Annotated in this window: 18 protein-coding genes and 1 pseudogene; all 19 read left to right on the forward strand. The window is 44.3% G+C overall.

The window, feature by feature from the left end; translation table 11 throughout:
* The first annotated feature begins 22 nt into the window (after window positions 1–22).
* The 19 genes and pseudogenes from IPI86_RS12615 to IPI86_RS12705 all read left to right on the forward strand — a co-directional run bounded on the left by IPI86_RS12615 (window position 23) and on the right by IPI86_RS12705 (window position 16,789).
* Window positions 23–865 (forward strand): MBL fold metallo-hydrolase, encoded by an 843-nt coding sequence (locus IPI86_RS12615; RefSeq protein WP_345298363.1) that lies wholly within the window; start codon window positions 23–25, stop codon window positions 863–865.
* A gap of 321 nt (window positions 866–1,186) precedes the next feature.
* Complete coding sequence (locus tag IPI86_RS12620; RefSeq protein WP_345298364.1) at window positions 1,187–2,176, forward strand: hypothetical protein; 990 nt, start codon at window positions 1,187–1,189, stop codon at window positions 2,174–2,176.
* A 420-nt stretch (window positions 2,177–2,596) separates the two neighbouring features.
* Complete coding sequence (locus IPI86_RS12625; RefSeq protein WP_345298365.1) at window positions 2,597–3,592, forward strand: 3-oxoacyl-[acyl-carrier-protein] synthase III C-terminal domain-containing protein; 996 nt, start codon at window positions 2,597–2,599, stop codon at window positions 3,590–3,592.
* A 33-nt stretch (window positions 3,593–3,625) separates the two neighbouring features.
* The gene (locus IPI86_RS12630; protein ID WP_345298366.1) at window positions 3,626–4,765 is read left to right on the forward strand and encodes a carbamoylphosphate synthase large subunit; all 1,140 of its coding nucleotides are present in this window, start codon (window positions 3,626–3,628) and stop codon (window positions 4,763–4,765) included.
* A 200-nt stretch (window positions 4,766–4,965) separates the two neighbouring features.
* On the forward strand, window positions 4,966–6,177 hold the full coding sequence (locus IPI86_RS12635; protein ID WP_345298367.1) for a HEPN/Toprim-associated domain-containing protein: 1,212 nt from the start codon (window positions 4,966–4,968) through the stop codon (window positions 6,175–6,177).
* Between the two features lie 224 nt (window positions 6,178–6,401).
* Window positions 6,402–6,746, forward strand: a complete 345-nt coding sequence (locus tag IPI86_RS12640; protein ID WP_345298368.1) for a hypothetical protein — start codon at window positions 6,402–6,404, stop codon at window positions 6,744–6,746.
* A 77-nt stretch (window positions 6,747–6,823) separates the two neighbouring features.
* On the forward strand, window positions 6,824–7,414 hold the full coding sequence (locus IPI86_RS12645) for a hypothetical protein (RefSeq protein ID WP_345298369.1): 591 nt from the start codon (window positions 6,824–6,826) through the stop codon (window positions 7,412–7,414).
* A gap of 462 nt (window positions 7,415–7,876) precedes the next feature.
* Window positions 7,877–8,353 (forward strand): hypothetical protein, encoded by a 477-nt coding sequence (locus tag IPI86_RS12650; protein WP_345298370.1) that lies wholly within the window; start codon window positions 7,877–7,879, stop codon window positions 8,351–8,353.
* Between the two features lie 199 nt (window positions 8,354–8,552).
* Window positions 8,553–9,104 (forward strand): AAA family ATPase, encoded by a 552-nt coding sequence (locus IPI86_RS12655; RefSeq protein ID WP_345298371.1) that lies wholly within the window; start codon window positions 8,553–8,555, stop codon window positions 9,102–9,104.
* Window positions 9,105–9,373: 269 nt separating this feature from the next.
* Window positions 9,374–10,153 (forward strand): diguanylate cyclase, encoded by a 780-nt coding sequence (locus IPI86_RS12660; protein WP_345298372.1) that lies wholly within the window; start codon window positions 9,374–9,376, stop codon window positions 10,151–10,153.
* Window positions 10,137–10,511 carry a GGDEF domain-containing protein gene (locus IPI86_RS12665; RefSeq protein ID WP_345298373.1) on the forward strand — a complete coding sequence of 125 codons (375 nt, stop codon included), beginning with the start codon at window positions 10,137–10,139 and terminating at the stop codon, window positions 10,509–10,511. The genes IPI86_RS12660 and IPI86_RS12665 overlap by 17 nt, the downstream gene beginning before the upstream one ends.
* Before the next feature lie 40 nt (window positions 10,512–10,551).
* Window positions 10,552–10,980 carry an inorganic diphosphatase gene (locus tag IPI86_RS12670; RefSeq protein ID WP_345298374.1) on the forward strand — a complete coding sequence of 143 codons (429 nt, stop codon included), beginning with the start codon at window positions 10,552–10,554 and terminating at the stop codon, window positions 10,978–10,980.
* A gap of 189 nt (window positions 10,981–11,169) precedes the next feature.
* Window positions 11,170–11,715 carry a hypothetical protein gene (locus IPI86_RS12675; protein ID WP_345298375.1) on the forward strand — a complete coding sequence of 182 codons (546 nt, stop codon included), beginning with the start codon at window positions 11,170–11,172 and terminating at the stop codon, window positions 11,713–11,715.
* A gap of 176 nt (window positions 11,716–11,891) precedes the next feature.
* Window positions 11,892–12,044 carry a hypothetical protein gene (locus IPI86_RS12680; protein ID WP_345298376.1) on the forward strand — a complete coding sequence of 51 codons (153 nt, stop codon included), beginning with the start codon at window positions 11,892–11,894 and terminating at the stop codon, window positions 12,042–12,044.
* The gene (locus IPI86_RS12685; protein ID WP_345298377.1) at window positions 12,031–12,330 is read left to right on the forward strand and encodes a thioesterase family protein; all 300 of its coding nucleotides are present in this window, start codon (window positions 12,031–12,033) and stop codon (window positions 12,328–12,330) included. The genes IPI86_RS12680 and IPI86_RS12685 overlap by 14 nt, the downstream gene beginning before the upstream one ends.
* A gap of 215 nt (window positions 12,331–12,545) precedes the next feature.
* A complete protein-coding gene (locus IPI86_RS12690; protein ID WP_345298378.1) occupies window positions 12,546–13,679 on the forward strand; it encodes a hypothetical protein in 1,134 nt (377 codons plus the stop codon).
* Between the two features lie 420 nt (window positions 13,680–14,099).
* Window positions 14,100–14,342: pseudogene (locus tag IPI86_RS12695) on the forward strand (pentapeptide repeat-containing protein); the annotation flags it as partial.
* Window positions 14,343–14,400: 58 nt separating this feature from the next.
* Window positions 14,401–15,345 carry a pentapeptide repeat-containing protein gene (locus IPI86_RS12700; protein WP_345298379.1) on the forward strand — a complete coding sequence of 315 codons (945 nt, stop codon included), beginning with the start codon at window positions 14,401–14,403 and terminating at the stop codon, window positions 15,343–15,345.
* Between the two features lie 232 nt (window positions 15,346–15,577).
* Window positions 15,578–16,789 carry a hypothetical protein gene (locus IPI86_RS12705; protein WP_345298380.1) on the forward strand — a complete coding sequence of 404 codons (1,212 nt, stop codon included), beginning with the start codon at window positions 15,578–15,580 and terminating at the stop codon, window positions 16,787–16,789.
* Window positions 16,790–17,316: the final 527 nt, after the last annotated feature.

Here is a 17,316-nt window from a genome sequence, read left to right on the forward strand (position 1 = left end):
CGAAGCAATGACGAGACATACAATGAAAATCAACATTCTTCATGCTGGCTATTGCACTGCTCCCGAGCACATCGCCATTCATGGCGGGCGCTGGCGTAATATTCATTTCCCTGCGATGTTCGCGCTGCTGCAACATCCGCGTTTTGGGGCGATGCTTTTCGACACAGGATATTCGTATCGTTTCTTCGATGAGACGAAAAAATTCCCGAAGCGTATCTATCGCTGGATGACGCCTGTCCATCTGAAAGAAGAAGACTTGGTTGTGAATCAACTTTCAACTTTCAACCTTCAACCTTCAGACATTTCCCACGTCTTCATTTCTCACTTCCATGCGGACCATATCGGATCGCTCGCCGACTTGAGCGGGTCCCGTTTCGTGTACATGCCTCACGCCTTTTCACATCTGCGGAATCTGCCGCCTAAAGAGGATATGAAGCACGCCTACCTGCGCGGACTCATTCCCACAGATTTCGATTCGCGTTCGCAGGTGGTGGATATGTCGAAGCCAGTTTTATTGGCTGGGGAATATGCGCCTTTCAAAACAGGCTATGACCTGCTTGGGGATGAGTCCATCATCGGTGTGGAATTGCCCGGGCATGCCCTGGGGCAGATGGGAATCTTCGTCCGCGATGAGGGCGGGAAGCTGTTTTTCTTCGTGGCGGATGCAGCGTGGTTGAAGCGATCGATCGTGACGAATACGCCGCCGCACAAGATCGCCAATTTTCTCTTTCCAGACCCTGAGAAGTATCGGGAAACGCTGGGACATTTGCACACGTATCATCTTACGCACCCCGATGTGCATGTGATCCCTTCGCATTGCGATGAGACGATCCGCGCGCTTGAAAGCGGGAGTGCATCGCGCTAGAAATAAAACTTACCTTACGGGGTGTCGTTCTGAGCGAAGCGAAGAACCTCTATGATTGTCTCAGAGACCCTTCGCTCCGCTCAGGGTGACACGTCTAAAGTGCGTAAGGCGAGTTAATACCCTGAGAGTATCTTCTTAAATGGAATTTTCCAACCCATCTGGTGCGATGCATCCCCAGCCGTCAAATTATTCACGCGCGAGAACGTCCATACTCTGGCCTTCCCGAAAACAGCGGATGGGGAGTATGCGCGCCGATATTTGCTGCCGATGATGCTGGGAGACCCGCAGACGTACATTCAGAATGTTCATCGGACCCAGCTTATGCTGGTTAAAGTGGACGATGTCATCATTCCGATTACGATCTCGGATTTTCATCCCGATAACACTTATACGGTTTCACCGTATAGTCATTATGTTTCGTACGGCGGGTTCGAAGAAGTGAAGCATTTGAACAATCCGCCTGTGGAGGCGTTGATCAAGCTTGTTATGAATCCAGTGGCGTGGTATTTCAGGCGGGCGGAATTGGACAAGGTGGTCTACGTCAACAACTACCTGCTTTCAACGAACCTGTATCCGTCAGTAAACAGCGAGCAGTTGTCGGCGGTGGGAGAGGCGTTGATCGGGTGGTTTCCTGATCGGGTGATCGTGTTCCGTTCGGTGGACCAGAGAAAGAATCCGCATGTGTATCAGGCGTTGGAGGCGAATGGATATGAGATGGTCTTGAGCCGCCAGGTTTGGTATATGGAGCCCGGGGAGGCAGTGCGCACGCGGCAATATAAAGAGGATGTGCGCGTGCTGCGCAATCATGGCTATGAAGTGGTGGATGGGAAAGATCTCTCGGATGAAGAGCTTGCGCGCGCGTTGCATTTGTATAACCTGTTGTATCTTGAAAAATATTCCTATTACAATCCGCAGTTCACGTTGGAATTCATGAAACTGGCGCGGGATGAGGGCATTTTGCACATGCGCGTTTTGAAGCGTGATGGAAGGATCGATGCTGTGATGGGATTCTTTATTCGAAATGGGGTGATGACCCAGCCGCTGTTCGGGTATGACACGGCGCTGCCGTTGGAGATGGGGTTGTATCGCCTGCTGACGTTGATCACGCTGCAGGAGGGGCTGCAAAGAAATTTGCTTGTGCATGCGAGCGGCGGTGTGGGGAAGTTTAAAAAGGTGCGGGGTGGGAAATCGGTTATTGAGTACAATGCTGTATTCGCGAAACATCTGCCTGTACGGCGGCAGAGGCCGTGGAAGTTGATCAAGTTGATCTCGGATTATGCGATCCCTTATTTTCGGAAGATGGATTTTTAGGTTTTGGACCGCGGACGATGGAAATTCCCCATTGCTTCAGGCGGCAGTAGTAAAAAGTTCATCGTCTAATGTCTATTGTCAACCGACATGAGACTTTATCAGAGGTAATCTCAAAAATGATTCCCTGAGCGACAGCGACACTCCCTGGCACTGACCGCCAGGGCAAGTGTGCACCGTACGCCAGTGCGGTGAGGGTCTCTACCCCTAAAGACGAGACTCTTCGGTCGCAAAGAACGCTCCCTCAGAGCGACATGGTATTTTTGAGATAGGTTCCAGTAATCAGCAAAGAGCCTATTTTGGACGCTGAAAAACGCTGATTTTCGCTGATTCAAAAAAACTGTGTTTTCTGTGCGCACAGCGATCAGTGTCAAGGTTTAATTTCCTATAAATATAAAGTCTATTTATTTCAGGAGCATATTTATGCAAGTTGATATTCCTCTCAAAATTATTGGTTTGGGAAGATATTTGCCGAAGCGGGTTGTGCCGAGTTCGGAGTTGGAAGTGTTGTGCGGCGTGCCTGCGGGTTGGGTGGAGCGGCGCAATGGCGTGCGCGAGCGCAGGTGGGTGACGGATGAAACGTCGTCGTTCATGTCGGCGGAGGCGGGGCGTGAGGCGTTGGATGAGGCGAAGTTGAAGCCGAACCAGCTTGACCTGATCATCAATGCTTCGGGGACGGGCGAGCAGGCGATCCCCGATACGGGGGTGTTGATCCAGCGGCAGTTGGGGTTGGGGAATTCGGGCATCCCTGCGATGACGGTGCACACGACCTGTTTGAGTTTTGTGGCGGCGATGGATGTGGCTTCGAATTTCATTCAGAGCGGACGTTATAAAAATATTCTCATCGCCAGCGCCGATGTGGCTTCGTGCGGAATCAACCCGAAGGAACCTGAATCGGCTTCGCTGGTGGGAGATGCGGCGGCGGCGGTTGTGGTGACGCGCGCGGAGGCGGGCGATGCTTCGATGATCCATCACGCGCATTTCAAATCGTTCGGCGATGGCGCGTACCTGACCACGATCATGGGCGGCGGTTCGCGGCTTCATCCGCGTTTTGCGGGGCACAAGCCTGAGGATGATCTTTTTCATATGGACGGTCCTGCTGTGCTGCGAATGGTGCGCGGGATCGCGCATGAATTTTTGGATGAGTTGTATCCTGGCTTGTCGAAAGGCATGGTGGATGTGGATGTGGTGGTGCCGCATCAGGCGAGCAAGGTGGGGTTGATGATGTTGGAGCGTTTTGGCTGGCAGGAGGAGAAGATCGTAAAGACGATCGAGACACTTGGAAATTGTGTGGCGGCTTCGATCCCTGTTACACTATATCAGGGAGTGCGCGATGGACGAATTCAGCGCGGGGATAAGGTGCTGTTGGTTGGCACGGGCGCGGGGTTGTCTATTGGCGGGATGGTTTTGACGTTTTAAAAGACACAGCGCCGCTGTGTCCCTACAAAAATCATGGCAAATATTCTTTTAACTGGCGGGCGGGCGCCCGTAACGCTGGACCTGGCTCGCGTGTTTCGGCGCGCGGGACATACCGTTTTTATGGCGGAGTCTTTGCGCGGGCATTTGAGTCAGCCGTCGAATGCGATCAAGGCCAATTTTTTGGTGCCCGCTCCACGTCAGGAAAAAGAGGCGTTTCTTATCGCGTTGAAGAAGATCGTGGCGGAGAATCAGATCGATCTGCTGATTCCGACCTGTGAGGAAATCTTCCATATGGCGATGGCGCATGATGAGCTGCCGCTGTTCGCCGAGCCGATCAAAAAGTTGAAGCAGTTCCATAACAAGTGGGAGTTCGTTGTGCATGCGGTGGATAATGACCTGCATGTGCCTGAGACGATCCTGGTGCAGAATCAAGAGGATTTGCTGCATGCGTACGCCCAGTGGCGCGGATTGGTGTTGAAGCCTGTTTACTCGCGTTTCGCTTCGCGGACCTTGATCCTGCCCACGCTTCAAAAGGCATCATCGAGCCTGACGTTTTCTGCGCGGCAGCCTTGGGTGGCGCAGCAATATATTGAGGGTCAGGCGTTTTGTACGTATAGTGTCTGTCATAATGGGCGGATTACGGCGCATACGACATATCCTTCGCGGTTTACGGCAGGGCGCGGGGCGACGATCGTTTTCAGGCATGTGGAGCATTCGGCCATTTTCAATTGGGTGAAGTCTTTTGTGGGGCAGAATAAGTTCACGGGGCAGATCGCTTTTGATTTTATTCAGACCCCCGATGGGCAGTTGTTCGCGCTGGAGTGTAATCCGCGTGCCACCAGCGGGGTGCATTTGCTGGCTTCGCATCCGCGGTTCGCTGAATCTTTTTCCAACCCGTTCATGGATTGCATTACGCCCACGGGTGATCGTTCGTACATGCTTTCGGCGGCGATGCTGTTATACGGCCTGCCTGCGGCCCTGCGGCACGGCGGGTTCAGAGATTGGGTGAAGACATATTTCTCCAGCGATGATGTGATTTTGGATTTCAAAGATCCGCTGCCCGCGGTGATGCAGTTGCGCAGCGTGCTGGCCACGCGCGCGATCGCGAAACGGGAGAATATTTCGCTGTTGGAGGCTTCCACTTTCGATATCGAGTGGAATGGGGAGGGGTAGTTTTTTAGCTGTGGGGGCGTATAATTTGACGTATATAAGGTGTTATACAGCCAAATTTCCGTATAACACCCCAAATCGGGTTAAACCGTGCACTTATAAACCCTATTTGGGCAACTCCCTGCAAAAAAATTGTAAAAAAAAATAAAAATTTTGGGAAGATCACACACCAATTAATTGTCGCTGGTCAGTCAATCTATTCAATGAAATTTGAAGTAGAGCCATGGCTCTTGAGTATTTTTAGAGAGTCAGACAAGCGTGTATTTACAAGAAAAAGTTCAGAAGCCATTGGATGGGTACATAGTGGCGAAGATTATGAAGAAACTGCATATGTCTACTCAAACTCAATAAAGAATATAAAACAGCGACTGGATGTGATGGGGTTTTCAATTCATAAGATTCAGGATGAATTTAATTCAGTTGTTCGAGAGCAAATAGAAAATGTCGAAGGTAAAAGAGCCCAAAGGAGTGATTTACCAGAATTAGAAATTCTAAAAAAATATATCTTTGATGATTGGATTGACGCATTCAAATTTGTTCTTGCAAACGATATAAGCAAAGACAACCTACCTGAAAATGCGCCTGAATTGGTCAAGTATTTATTTTCCCGCTTTTCCGCAGGGCTTGAAGAGTTTCCACATGAAGATTTTCTTTCGTATCTCAGAGTTTATTTAGAGGCATGTCCAGACGATAATGCCTTGGTCTATTTGGACATTACCTATTTAGTAGAAAATGATTTTTATTATCCAGAAGATAAAGTGTGCCATTTAGGGTTAGAAAGCCTAGCCTCAGAATACTCTCCATATCAAAAAATTATTGTATTAACAGAAGGGTCTACTGACAGCCTAATCCTAAATGGCTCTTTGCAACTTTTATATCCTCATCTTTACGGATATTACTCTTTCATGGATTTTGGCGTGTCAAATGCCGCTGGTGGCGCTAATATTTTAGTTAATAATTTGAAAGCATTTATTGGATCAGGAATAAGTAACCGAGTTATAGCATTATTCGACAACGATACTGCCGCAAAAGTTTCGGTAAAGGTTTTGCAGACAATTGATATACCGAATAACATTAAGGTTCTCCATTACCCAAATCTAGAGTTAGCAAAAAACTACCCGTCAGTTGGACCTAATGGCAAATCAGAAAATAATATTAACGGTTTGGCTTGTAGTATTGAATTATATTTAGGTTTAGATGTCTTAACAATTGACGGCAGGTTATCGCCTATTCATTGGAAAGGCTATGACGATTCTTTGAAACAATATCAAGGTGAAATCGAAAACAAAAAGGCTATTCAAAAAAACTTTTTCGCCAAACTCGAACAATGCAGTAACAATTCCAATTTAATAGAAAAAACAGACTGGTCAGCAATGAGATTAATTTTCCAGTCTATCTTCAATGCTTTTTCATGATTTATGGTAATCGCTCTGTTACAATCGGCACATCTTGCGCTCATAAACGTTGCCCAACAAAGCGTGCACCCGACGTGTGGGAGTCTGCGCGATTTATGAGCATTTTTCTGGCTTCGGGTTTTTCCTACATCTCAAGCATTGTCCACACCCACCCACACGCGGGTAACGCAAACCGTTGGGTGCTTGCTTCGTAATAATTAAGGATTATCAGGGAGATTGTTTACATGGAATACTTAGCGCTTTTTATCCCTCTTATGATTGCAGCAGTCAATTCTTCTGGGCAAATATTGACCGCATTTGCTTCTAAGACAAGAGAAACTGTTGCCAAGACAAAAGAGGCTGTAACTAATTATATTTTTGACAAGTCGTTCGTTGAAAAAGTAGTTTTTGATTCTACAGAACAATTAGCAGATTTAGTTAATACAAATTCAGCCGAATTAAAAGAGGAAATTAGGGAGCAAAGTATCTTGGATAGCATCCAAGACCTTCAAGCACATATATTTTCTATAGGTAGTTTGCTAAAATTGGCTGAAACAGAGGAAGTAGACCTAAATTTGCGGAGCGGTTAATTTCCAATGGTCTTTATCCGCTACAAGCGAGTTCAGCCAAAGCGGAGCAACGGTTAAAATATTATAAAAAAGACCACTTGTGGCTTTACTGTCATCTTATAGGTACAAATACATTAGTTGCAGGATATGCATACCTTGGGCAAAATCCGCCAACCCTACATAAAGACTTAGAGAATTCCATTTATCTTTTTCAAAAGCTCCTGCTCGACTCGATTGCCTATATATCAACCAAATCAGGTACACCAATACCTTGGGATAGAATCCCTCGTTTGGTCAAAACAGATGGTGTTGGCGAACTTATAGAATTATACAATTCTGTAACGACAGCAAATGTAGATGAAGAAAAAAATATAGCGATTAGGGTACACAAAGATGCTGTGCAGCTATTCATAGATGCAATTAGAAGTTTTCAAAGAGTAAACAAAGAAAACAAACAAATTGATCTGGTATCTGCAAACGACACTCTTTACAAAATAGAGAATATGTTTACTTGGTCTGACTTTCAAAAAAACTTTCTAAGTGTTTCGCTCAAAAAAGATGAGTGGATTACGTTATCAAAAATACTCACAGTCTCATTGCCAGTAATAAGACCCAACACCAAAGAATTTGCTGATTGGGGCAAGCAAATTACTCAACTTATTTCTAAAGAAGTGAATAGCCTCAATTAGCGTTCTTAATAACAAAAGCGCACCCAACAAAGCGTGGACCTGACGCTGGGGATTCTGCGGCACGCTTCGCGTCAAGCAGTTTTCTACGCCTTATCATTTTTCTGGTTGGACGGCTTCGCCGTCCCCGCCCCAGCACAGGTAACGCAAACCGTTAGCCCGCCCTCCAACCCTAGAAGGCTTTTATGAAGGATCAAACACCCAATAATCACGAGCACAACAGAATTCCGTGGAATTTTATTGGACAGATTGCTCTAGCCCTAGTCTTTTTTACTTACTGGGCTTGCTGATGACTTCTTTAAGTTTCTAGGAGGAATGGAGTTGACATAAAAGCAACTAAGTCATTTCTTCATTAGAGATCTTCGATAATTTTGGCTTTAAAGTGTTTGATACAAAATGGAATGAGTCTACCGGGCAGAAGTTGGCTCAGGATCACATATTGAGCAGCTCGATGGAATATTAATATTGTCGCGTGATGTGGAAGGCTTTGGCGGACTCGTTGCCCATCGGCGCAAATGGTTACTCAGTCAAATAAATTATGTAGAGAGCAGACTGATGTTAAGTAGTAATATTCAAACTTTGGGTGGGGATATTGGCTTTGAGATTAATACTGATATTGACGGAAATAAGTGGTTTGTCAAATGTGGAATTCAGGGTGGGCAGGGTAAAAATACGGCATCAATTCTTTGTAATACAGCGGATGGATTTTCGACAACCGCTGTGAAAGCCTCATATGATACGTGGTGCCTTGTTAGATTTGAAGTTGATGCTGAAAACGAAGCGATAACTTTCTTTGTTAACGGACAAAATGTTGGCAAATACCTTCCAGAAGATATGAGTAAGTTAAAAAATGCAGAGTATTCACTTATACTGGCTGGATCATCATCAAACAAAGGTTTCCTTACTGGTTCGTTTGATTATGTACAATTGAAAAACAAATAAGACTTCAAATCATCAAAACGGGCTAACACGGCGTGCACTGGACGCTGGGGATTCTGCGCAAATCCCAAGCAGTTTTTCTACGCCTTTTCATTTTTCCGCTCGGACGGCGTTCCGCCGCCCGCCCCAGCGAGGGTAACGCAAACCGTTGGGCTTCACAACCATAATGAGTCCAAACCTAATAAAAGGTAGAATTCACACAATGCAAAATATACTCTTGGTTGTCGGATCTCCAGCCTCAGGAAAGAGCACCATCTCGCAGGCTATTGCAACGCGAAGCGCAAAAGGTGTACATATTCCAGTCGATGATCTTCGGACAATGGTACAAGGTGGCGTCCTCCATCCAGGACCGAATTGGACGCCAGAATTGATTCATCAACTTAAACTTGCGCGGCAAACCGCAACAGACATGGCTTTGCGCTATCGAGAAGCCGACTTTTTAGTCGCAATAGATGATTTTTGGGATTCGTTTTCGCAATTGCAGGAGTACGCTACACTCCTCAATCAGCCAAATATCACCCCAATTATTCTCAAGCCAGAGTTATCCGTTGTCCTAGCCCGCAACCATGCTCGTAATCCTCCATCAGAGTTTCGGGAGCATATGGACGACGGCATTAGAATGATTTATGCGGATCTGGAGAAGCAAGAGTCCACGCTGAAGGCGCAGGGCTGGCTTATATTTGATACATCGAATGACACAATAGAATCATCGGTTACCCGAATTATCACACTACTTGAAACTTCTACTAGTTGAATGCCAGCACTTCATGTGTAAAAAGAAAAAAATAGCGTGATACTTCTGCGTAAAGATATTCTCTTGTAAAATGACGAAGCCCAAAAACAAAGTGTACAGCATGCACCTGACGCTGGGGACTGCCCGTAGGGCGTGCGGCACGCTTCGCGTCAAGCAGTTTCCTACGCCTTATCATTTTTCTGGCTGGACGGCTTCGCCGTCCCCGCCCAGCGCAGGTAACGCAAACCGTTGGGCGGCTTCTCTAAGCATAATCGAAAGGTGATCAAAAAATGTCCACATCCTTTTCTGAACTCTTACGCGTTGATAAATTGACGGGATGTAAAAATTATTTGGGGTTTCTTGAGTCCCTTGCGTATCATTCCTTGCCAGATGAGCCAACGGATGAGCACCCAAGAGATAATAAAATAGGAAAGTGCAGGCTAAACACATCCATTTTTTCAGCAATTATCTATGTTGACATGAACGACCATAGTGCTTTAAACGAAATAAAAGGGAAGACATATGGCGATTCCATCTTGCGCTGGATGGGCATCCTGCTCTATGAGGAAAGCAACAGTGATGTGTACCGCCTTGGCGGTGATGAGTTTGCGGTATTACTCAAAATAGAGACGCGTGAGGAACACCTAGAATTAATCGAACGCATCTTTAAGCGAATGGGACGAGAGGCAAGGCAGTTGGGTTTTACACGTGAAGCGGCTGATATTGCGCTCGTTTTTTTTGATGAGACCCCCAACCGCCTTGATACCATTCTCATAAACATGGACGAAGCCATGACGAAGGTCAAAGATGATCGGGACTCCCATTTCATGACCTTTAATGTAATTGACTTTATAGATGTTCCTTTTTCGGGTCGTGGGCTACTCCTTTCCAATATCCATCAGGTATTGGAAATGGGAAAAATCCTGGATGATGTTCAAGAAGAGGCTTACACCGACGCGATTTCTGGTTTGCCTAATATGAAAGCAGCGTTGCTCAACATGGAAAATGGTGCTCGAAAACTCAAAGGCGAATCAAAAAACTTATTCCATATTGATGATAGATGGCGATAATATTCGTCTTTACAATAACATCAATTATGCTGCTGGCGATGAAATGATCCGTGATATGAGCATTGTGCTCAAGGGCAACTTGCGTCCAAGTGATTATATTGCACGCTGGCGAGTCGGCGATGAATTCATGGTAATTCTGCCAGATACGCCGCTAGAAGGCGCAAAAATAATCGGTGAACGATTTCGTTTGGCTGTTAAAGAAGCGTCAAAGAGTTGGTTATTTCCAACCACAATTTCCATTGGCATTGCCAGTTACCCAACTCACGGAGATAATATCAATGCTCTTATTGACAAAGCGGAATCGGCGAACAAACACGCAAAAGACCAGGGCAAAGATCAAATAGTACTCGCAGATTAAAACCGCTGGTCGCAGGTGTCAGACGATTTGAGGAAACAACATGAACGTATTCATAGAAACATTGAAGAATTCAGATACAAGAACGCGATATCATGAAAGCACTTTTCAAAGGAAAGAATCTTTCAAGATAAATTCTCAATACCCTTATGATTATGGTTTCATCATTGGAAGCAATAGGAAACACGATTGTATCGATTGTTATGTTTTGACTAACGAAACACTGATTGAAGGAAAACCTATTGATTGTGAGCCAGTGTTTATGCTCGAAGTGTATGAAGGTAGCGAAGAAGACCATAAAGCAATCATGAAAACGATAGAATATGAAATTGATAATGAAGAACTTGTGGAGAATACTATTAAATCCTTCATTACCAAAATTTGGAGTCAAAATCCTGAAGTGACGATTACCTTTGGAAGAAAAATAGGAAAAGAAGAAACCATAAACTTCATCAAGAGCAATCTGCGTTAACTTGCAAAACGCGCCCAACAAAGCGTGCACCTAACGCTGGGGATTCTGCGCAAATCTCAAGCAGTTTTCTACGCCTTAACATTTTTCTGGTTGGACGGCTTCACCGTCCCCACCCCAGCGCAGGTAACGCAGACCGTTGGGCGCTTGTCATAAGGTTTCATTAGCAAACAAGGAAGGATTGATATAAGCATGTCATATTCAGTAATTTGCCCCTCTTGCCATGAAAAGAATTCTGGAAATTTTCTTGTTTGCCAAAAATGCCAAACAAGTTTACTCGGAATTCCCCGAGAAGAATTCCCGCCTTCCTCATTAAATCTAACTACGCAAAAAACAGATACTTTGCAGAAAGAAGCCGATCTGTTAGCGAAAATCAGCTGGGCTAAACTCTTTCGCCTTTTTGTAACATCATTTGGAGTTGCCTGTGTAATTGGATTAATTGTTGCATATATTGGCAGTATGGGACTTGATTGGAATTCAAGAATCCAATTCAGCAATGGCTTTTTTTATGCTAGCGTGGTCGTGGCAGCAATTGGTTATTATAATTATCGAAATGAACAAAAAATACAGCACGAAATAAATATGCTTTATAGTCAAACAACGGGCAGTATGGATATTTCCGAGAGACGCAAACTTTGGTCCACTGACGAAAAAAATAGTTACAAAGCATTCTTCTATCTTATCCTCGTGAGTGCATATCTTTTCGGATTCGCAATAATAATTTGGAATATTTTTTAGTGTTAAATAGCAACGAGGCTTGCGCTCACCAAAATGTGCACTGGACGCTGGGGATTCAGCCGCATTTTCGAGCATTTTTCTGGTTTCGAGTTCTCTCTGCTCCCGAGCGGAGTTCACGGGCGCAAATGGTTGGACGGTTCTTGGCTAAACAACTAACTTAGGAGTAGACTTAATTCATGCCACCTCTTTCCATCTTCACCTACAGTTTCACTGTTCCCCAATCTGCCATTGATGAGTACGGACATGTCAATAACGTCATCTATGTACAATGGATGCAGGATGCTGGCAGACGCCACCCAGAAGTAATTCCTGAATTTGAAACAACCTGAAAACACGGGTTGGTTCGTACGTGAACATCGGATTGAATATCTTGCCCCTGCTTTTCTGGGTGATGAAATTGAAGTTCGCACATGGATAGCAGAATGGAAGCGTGTGCGAGCGCAACGCAGATATGAGTTTATTCGCAAGGCGGATGGCAAGATCCTTGTCAAAGGCGAAACACAATGGATATTCGTTGAACTGACCACTGGTAGACCCATCCCCATTCCTGTTGAGATGCTGGCTTTATTCCCAATCGTGTCAGAGCAAACCGACTCTGCCACCTCTATCCCATAAATCCGTTGACGCGTTTTTTGATGGTTACTAAATTTTGGTTACCGATTCTGTCTGCGCGATTTATAAGCATTTTCTGGCTTCGAGTTTTTCCTGCTCTCAAACAAAGTCCACGCCCGCCCCAGCGCCATGCTACGCGAACGGAAACCACTGGGCGTTTCTTCACTCAACAATCAATTTATTGAATTTTAATGACTTGAGCCTTTCTTGAGGAAACCATGATGAATGTACCAGAAAGTATTTACTTGTTTTACAAGGCTGATTTTATTACTTTTGGAATCAGAAAACGTTTCAAACTTAACCCGATGACGGCCACAGTTTTGTGGTATTTATTTTTCAATGGGGTTTTACTGATTACCGCTATTCATGACAACATTGTTTTCAGTACAAGCAGTCGAATTGGTTTATTAAATGATTTTGGTTGGTGGATAATTACCACACTTGGTTTTAATGCAACCTTCTACACTTTTCTTTGGCTTCCAGATGGTGTCGCAAAAACAATTTCAGGGCTGGTGCAAAACAAAGTTATTGGCCTTCCTTCTTCACACAAGGATCAAGACGGAAAAGAAACATTGGATATTTATATTCAGAAGTTTTTTAGAAGTTATTCAAATCGTTTATGGTATATCATACCCTCTGTAATAGCCATTCCATTATTAGACTCTCTTGTTCAATCGCATCGAAAATTTTTGATTTGGGAAACCGCAAGCAACTTTAGTTTTGGTTTCACAATTTTTTTGTATATGTTTTTTTTCTTTTTGTTCGTAACGCTCCTCACACGAGTGATTATTGTTATAGTCTGGCTAAATAAATTGTTCAAGGATTTTGATATAGATGTCAGGGTATTACATCCTGACAACGCAGGCGGATTAGCCCCTTTGAGTAGATTCGGAATGGCAATAGTTTATATGATTGTTATTATCGCAATATCAAATGTGTTCGGTGATATATCAGAAGCGGTCATCACGTCAAAAGCCTATATTGATGTAGTCAGACAGCCATTTGTTTTTTCAACTTATATTGCTTATTCTGTATTTGCATCCTTGGCGTTTTTTGCACCACTATCTCTGGCACATACTTCAATGAAAAAGGCGAAAAATCACTTTATTACAGAAATATCTGATCAATTTGAGATTGAACTGGCAAATGTACAAACTTTACTGGCTGGGGATAACGCCAAATTGAAAAATAGTTTGTCAAAACTTGAAGAACTTCAAAAACTCTACAATGTTGCGTCAAAATTTCCCGTTTGGCCATTTAACATTGGCAATCTTGCTGGATTCTTTGGCGCTATAGTTTCTCCATTCTTAATTTCTTTAATATCCATCGTAACTGAGCAGTTTTTTAAGTAATTTCGAATTGAGAGAAACGGAACAAAAAATTACAGGTTTTCAGGCGGTGAGCCTAGCACAACAAAACCGCCCAACAAAGCATGCACTGGCCCCACCCGTCCTTCGGACTGCTTCGCAATCCCCAAATATGGCATTGACATTTGAGATGGGACTTAATGTATACTGGCCGTATTTGGAGAGGGACTTGGCTTTGAGTTTTTCTGCTCCCAAGCAGAGTCCACGGGCTCTACGGCAGCGGTCCACGGGCGCAAACGGTTGGGCGCGTCCTCGCATAATCGAGTCACATCTTTCAATTTGAGTTAAACATTACCAAACAATTTATCAGGAGAGATTATGAAACTATTCGAGAACTTGTTCAGAAAGAAGACCCAGACAGAAACCAAGGAAACATTTCATCAACTTTCCTTAGACAAGAATCGAATGGCAAACACAGAACAACTCGAAGTGTTGAAATCAGGCGTTGAGGCTTGGAACAGATGGCGGGAGAAGAATCCAGATGTGAAGATTGATCTCCGTAATGCCGATCTCGAAAACGCCAAGCTCAAGGCAGCCAATCTCGGTGGAGCTAATCTCAGTGGAGCCAATCTCAGTGCAGCCAATCTTGAGCGAGCAGATCTCAGGGAAGCCAATCTCAGTGGAGGCAATCTCAGGAAAGCCTATCTCTATGGAGCCAGGCTCAGGAGTGCCAATCTTGAGCGAGCCGATCTCGGGGGCAAATCTCATGAGAGCCAATCTCTGGGATGTCAATCTCAGAGGAGCCGATCTCGGGGGAGTCGATTTCTGGGATGCCGATCTTCAGCGAGCCGATCTCAAGGGGGCAAATCTCATTGGGGCAAGTTTCGGTGATGCCCGTCTCCCTCAAGCCAATCTCGCTGGAGCATATCTCAAGGGAGTCAGTTTCCATGGAGCCGATCTCAGCCACGCCGATCTCAGCGGAGCTGATCTTAGTAATACTGTGTTAATCAATGCAAATTTTCTGAGGACAAAAGTTGATGGTGCAAACATCTCCAACAGTAAGATCTATGGTGTGAATGTCTGGGATCTGGAGGGTGAGTTTAAGGAACAAAATCAATTGATTATTACGCTTGATGATACATCTGCCATTACGGTAGATAATATTAAGGTTGCGCAGTTCATCTATCTCATATTGAATAACAAAGAAGTTCGGGATGTGCTTAATACTCTCACCTCGAAAACTGTTTTGATCTTAGGTCGATTTGCATTGCCTGAACGCAAGGTGGTTTTAGATGCATTGAGAAATAAACTCCGTGAATATGACCTCCTGCCAATTGTTTTCGATTTTGAACGTCCTGATGACAAGGATTTTACAGAAACAATCAAAACGCTGGCGGGGATGTGTTATTTTGTGATTGCTGATGTGACGAATCCGAAATCATCGCCGCTGGAATTGCAGGCAACTGTCCCTGATTATCAAATCCCGTTTGTGCCGATCATTCAGGAAGGGGAAAGTCCCTTTGCGATGATGGTAGATTTGCAGAAGAAATATGATTGGGTGTTGGATACGATCTCGTATAAAGATGGCGATCAACTCATCCGCATTTTGAAAAAGGGAATTATTGATCGTGCCATGCAAAAGCATGATGAGTTGAGGTTAATCAAAGCACAAATGCCTACAGTGATTTCTGCGAGTCAATTTGAAGAGTAATCTGAGTTAGGCGAAACCCAAAAGTAGAGTTTTCCCCACTCCCAAAACGCGCCCGACAAAGCGTGCACCTAACGCTGGGGACTGCCTGTAGGGCGTGCGTCATGCTTCGCGTCAAGCAGTTTTCTACGCCTTAGCATTTTCCCAGTTGGACGGCTTCGCCGTCCCCGCCTCAGCGCCAGTAACGCAAACCGTTAGGCATTTCAGAGTATCGGATAAATATTGTAAAGGCAAAATGAAATCAAACGGACTTAGAGAAAATCAATCAGCCGATCTGAATACACTAACCCACCCACTGGTTTTATTCAGTATTTCCGTATTGCTCATCAACGACCATTTTTTGAAGATTTACTCTTCTTCGTGGCTCACTGGGAAATTGAGCGACTTTGCTGGAGTGTTCTTTTTTCCTATTCTTTTGAGTGCAATTCTAAACATCATTTGTAAATCGCTCAACTTAAAACAAAGTCATATTGCGATGACAGCATTTGGCTTTACAGTATTCTGGTTTAGTCTGATTAAAACGATACCGTTTTTTAGTCACCTGACCGAAAATCTTCTATCCAAACTGCTATCGTATCCATCGCAAGTCATTTGCGACCCCACCGATTTAATCGCTCTCATTATGCTTTTGCCAGCATGGAGATTGCGAACAATAAGTGAAAAGCAACCAAATGTGAAAAAATCAAAGTTATCATATCTTGCCCTTGGTATAGCAGCAATTGCGACTCTGGCTACTGGCGGTCCTCTAATTACTTCTGTACAAAACCTTGATGTTTATGAAAACACAATTTATGCAGATGTATCTAATATTGGTATTTTTTACAGCTCTGATGGCGGAAAAACATGGGCGGAAGTTAAATCCAATATTCCCACACAAGTGACGAACAACTTTAGAAAGTCGCCAGAATTACCTGTAAGTTTTTGCCTGCCTAACAACCTAGACATTTGCTATCAAACCGGTCAAGATGCAATTTTTCAATCACTTGATGGCGGAAAGACCTGGAATACTACTTGGAGCGTTCCTTCGGGTCGAAAAATTTTTTTGGAACATTCATCCTCATATATCGAATTGGGACCATATGACTTAATCCATCTTGAACATGATAGTAAACAAGTTCTTGTAGCTGCCATGGGAACCGAGGGCGTGCTAGTTAAAACCGATGATAGTTCATGGGAAAGTATCGAGGTGGGCTATGCAGGGCCGATGTCCTCCTTTGAATCTAAAAATATTGCAGACGCAATGCATACTGTGAGCACAGAATTTATTTGGATTAGCGTAATGTCTATTGTTCTTTTATTTTTCAATGTATTGGTAAATGTAATTAAGCCCGACAACAAGGAATTTGCTTGGCTTAAAATCGTGGGGGCAATATCTGTTATATCCTTTATCCTTACTGTATTTTCCCTACCCTTCTCACATTTTCAGGCGACTATTCATTCCTTTTGATCATTAATGGCGTTTCGATCATTAGTGAAATTGTTTTTGTGGTGAGCACTTTATCGACCATATTTCTTTTATTCCAGCAACTGGGAACCAACACAAATAAGCAGGGAATAGCGGGGCTCATTACACTAGTCATAGTATGGCTGATTTCATGCACTCTCTTTATCTTTTGGGCTTATGGCATTATTCCTACATATGAAACAGTATTGAAAGTTCTGATTATTTTGAACGTCAGTTATCTTGTATGGTTTTTTTATCGCTTCACAATAAGGATAGGTCAACAACGGCTTCCGAAAAAAGCTAAACTACAGTGAGGATTCTACTATCCAACAAATAAGGCTTATACTACTTTTGTTTTTGTTCACGTAAAAATCCCCAACAAAGCGCGCACCTACCTGGCGCTGGGGATTCTGCGACAATCTCAAGCTGTTTTCTACGCCTTAGTATTTTTCCAGTTGGACGGCTTCGCCGTCCCCGCCCAGCGCAGGTAACGCAAGCCGTTAGCCCACATCGCGTTCTGTGCATATCTG

Source organism: Candidatus Villigracilis affinis, from assembly GCF_016705895.1.
In the GTDB taxonomy this organism is placed as follows: domain Bacteria; phylum Chloroflexota; class Anaerolineae; order Anaerolineales; family Villigracilaceae; genus Villigracilis; species Villigracilis affinis.

What these genes read in the sequence shown, in the direction of transcription:
- IPI86_RS12615 (WP_345298363.1), top strand. Translation starts at nt 23, where the DNA reads ATGAAAATCAACATTCTTCATGCTGGCTATTGCACTGCTCCCGAGCAC.
- IPI86_RS12620 (WP_345298364.1), top strand. Translation starts at nt 1,187, where the DNA reads ATGCTGGTTAAAGTGGACGATGTCATCATTCCGATTACGATCTCGGAT.
- IPI86_RS12625 (WP_345298365.1), top strand. Translation starts at nt 2,597, where the DNA reads ATGCAAGTTGATATTCCTCTCAAAATTATTGGTTTGGGAAGATATTTG.
- IPI86_RS12630 (WP_345298366.1), top strand. Translation starts at nt 3,626, where the DNA reads ATGGCAAATATTCTTTTAACTGGCGGGCGGGCGCCCGTAACGCTGGAC.
- IPI86_RS12635 (WP_345298367.1), top strand. Translation starts at nt 4,966, where the DNA reads ATGAAATTTGAAGTAGAGCCATGGCTCTTGAGTATTTTTAGAGAGTCA.
- IPI86_RS12640 (WP_345298368.1), top strand. Translation starts at nt 6,402, where the DNA reads ATGGAATACTTAGCGCTTTTTATCCCTCTTATGATTGCAGCAGTCAAT.
- IPI86_RS12655 (WP_345298371.1), top strand. Translation starts at nt 8,553, where the DNA reads ATGCAAAATATACTCTTGGTTGTCGGATCTCCAGCCTCAGGAAAGAGC.
- IPI86_RS12660 (WP_345298372.1), top strand. Translation starts at nt 9,374, where the DNA reads ATGTCCACATCCTTTTCTGAACTCTTACGCGTTGATAAATTGACGGGA.
- IPI86_RS12665 (WP_345298373.1), top strand. Translation starts at nt 10,137, where the DNA reads ATGATAGATGGCGATAATATTCGTCTTTACAATAACATCAATTATGCT.
- IPI86_RS12670 (WP_345298374.1), top strand. Translation starts at nt 10,552, where the DNA reads ATGAACGTATTCATAGAAACATTGAAGAATTCAGATACAAGAACGCGA.
- IPI86_RS12675 (WP_345298375.1), top strand. Translation starts at nt 11,170, where the DNA reads ATGTCATATTCAGTAATTTGCCCCTCTTGCCATGAAAAGAATTCTGGA.
- IPI86_RS12680 (WP_345298376.1), top strand. Translation starts at nt 11,892, where the DNA reads ATGCCACCTCTTTCCATCTTCACCTACAGTTTCACTGTTCCCCAATCT.
- IPI86_RS12690 (WP_345298378.1), top strand. Translation starts at nt 12,546, where the DNA reads ATGATGAATGTACCAGAAAGTATTTACTTGTTTTACAAGGCTGATTTT.
- IPI86_RS12700 (WP_345298379.1), top strand. Translation starts at nt 14,401, where the DNA reads ATGAGAGCCAATCTCTGGGATGTCAATCTCAGAGGAGCCGATCTCGGG.
- IPI86_RS12705 (WP_345298380.1), top strand. Translation starts at nt 15,578, where the DNA reads ATGAAATCAAACGGACTTAGAGAAAATCAATCAGCCGATCTGAATACA.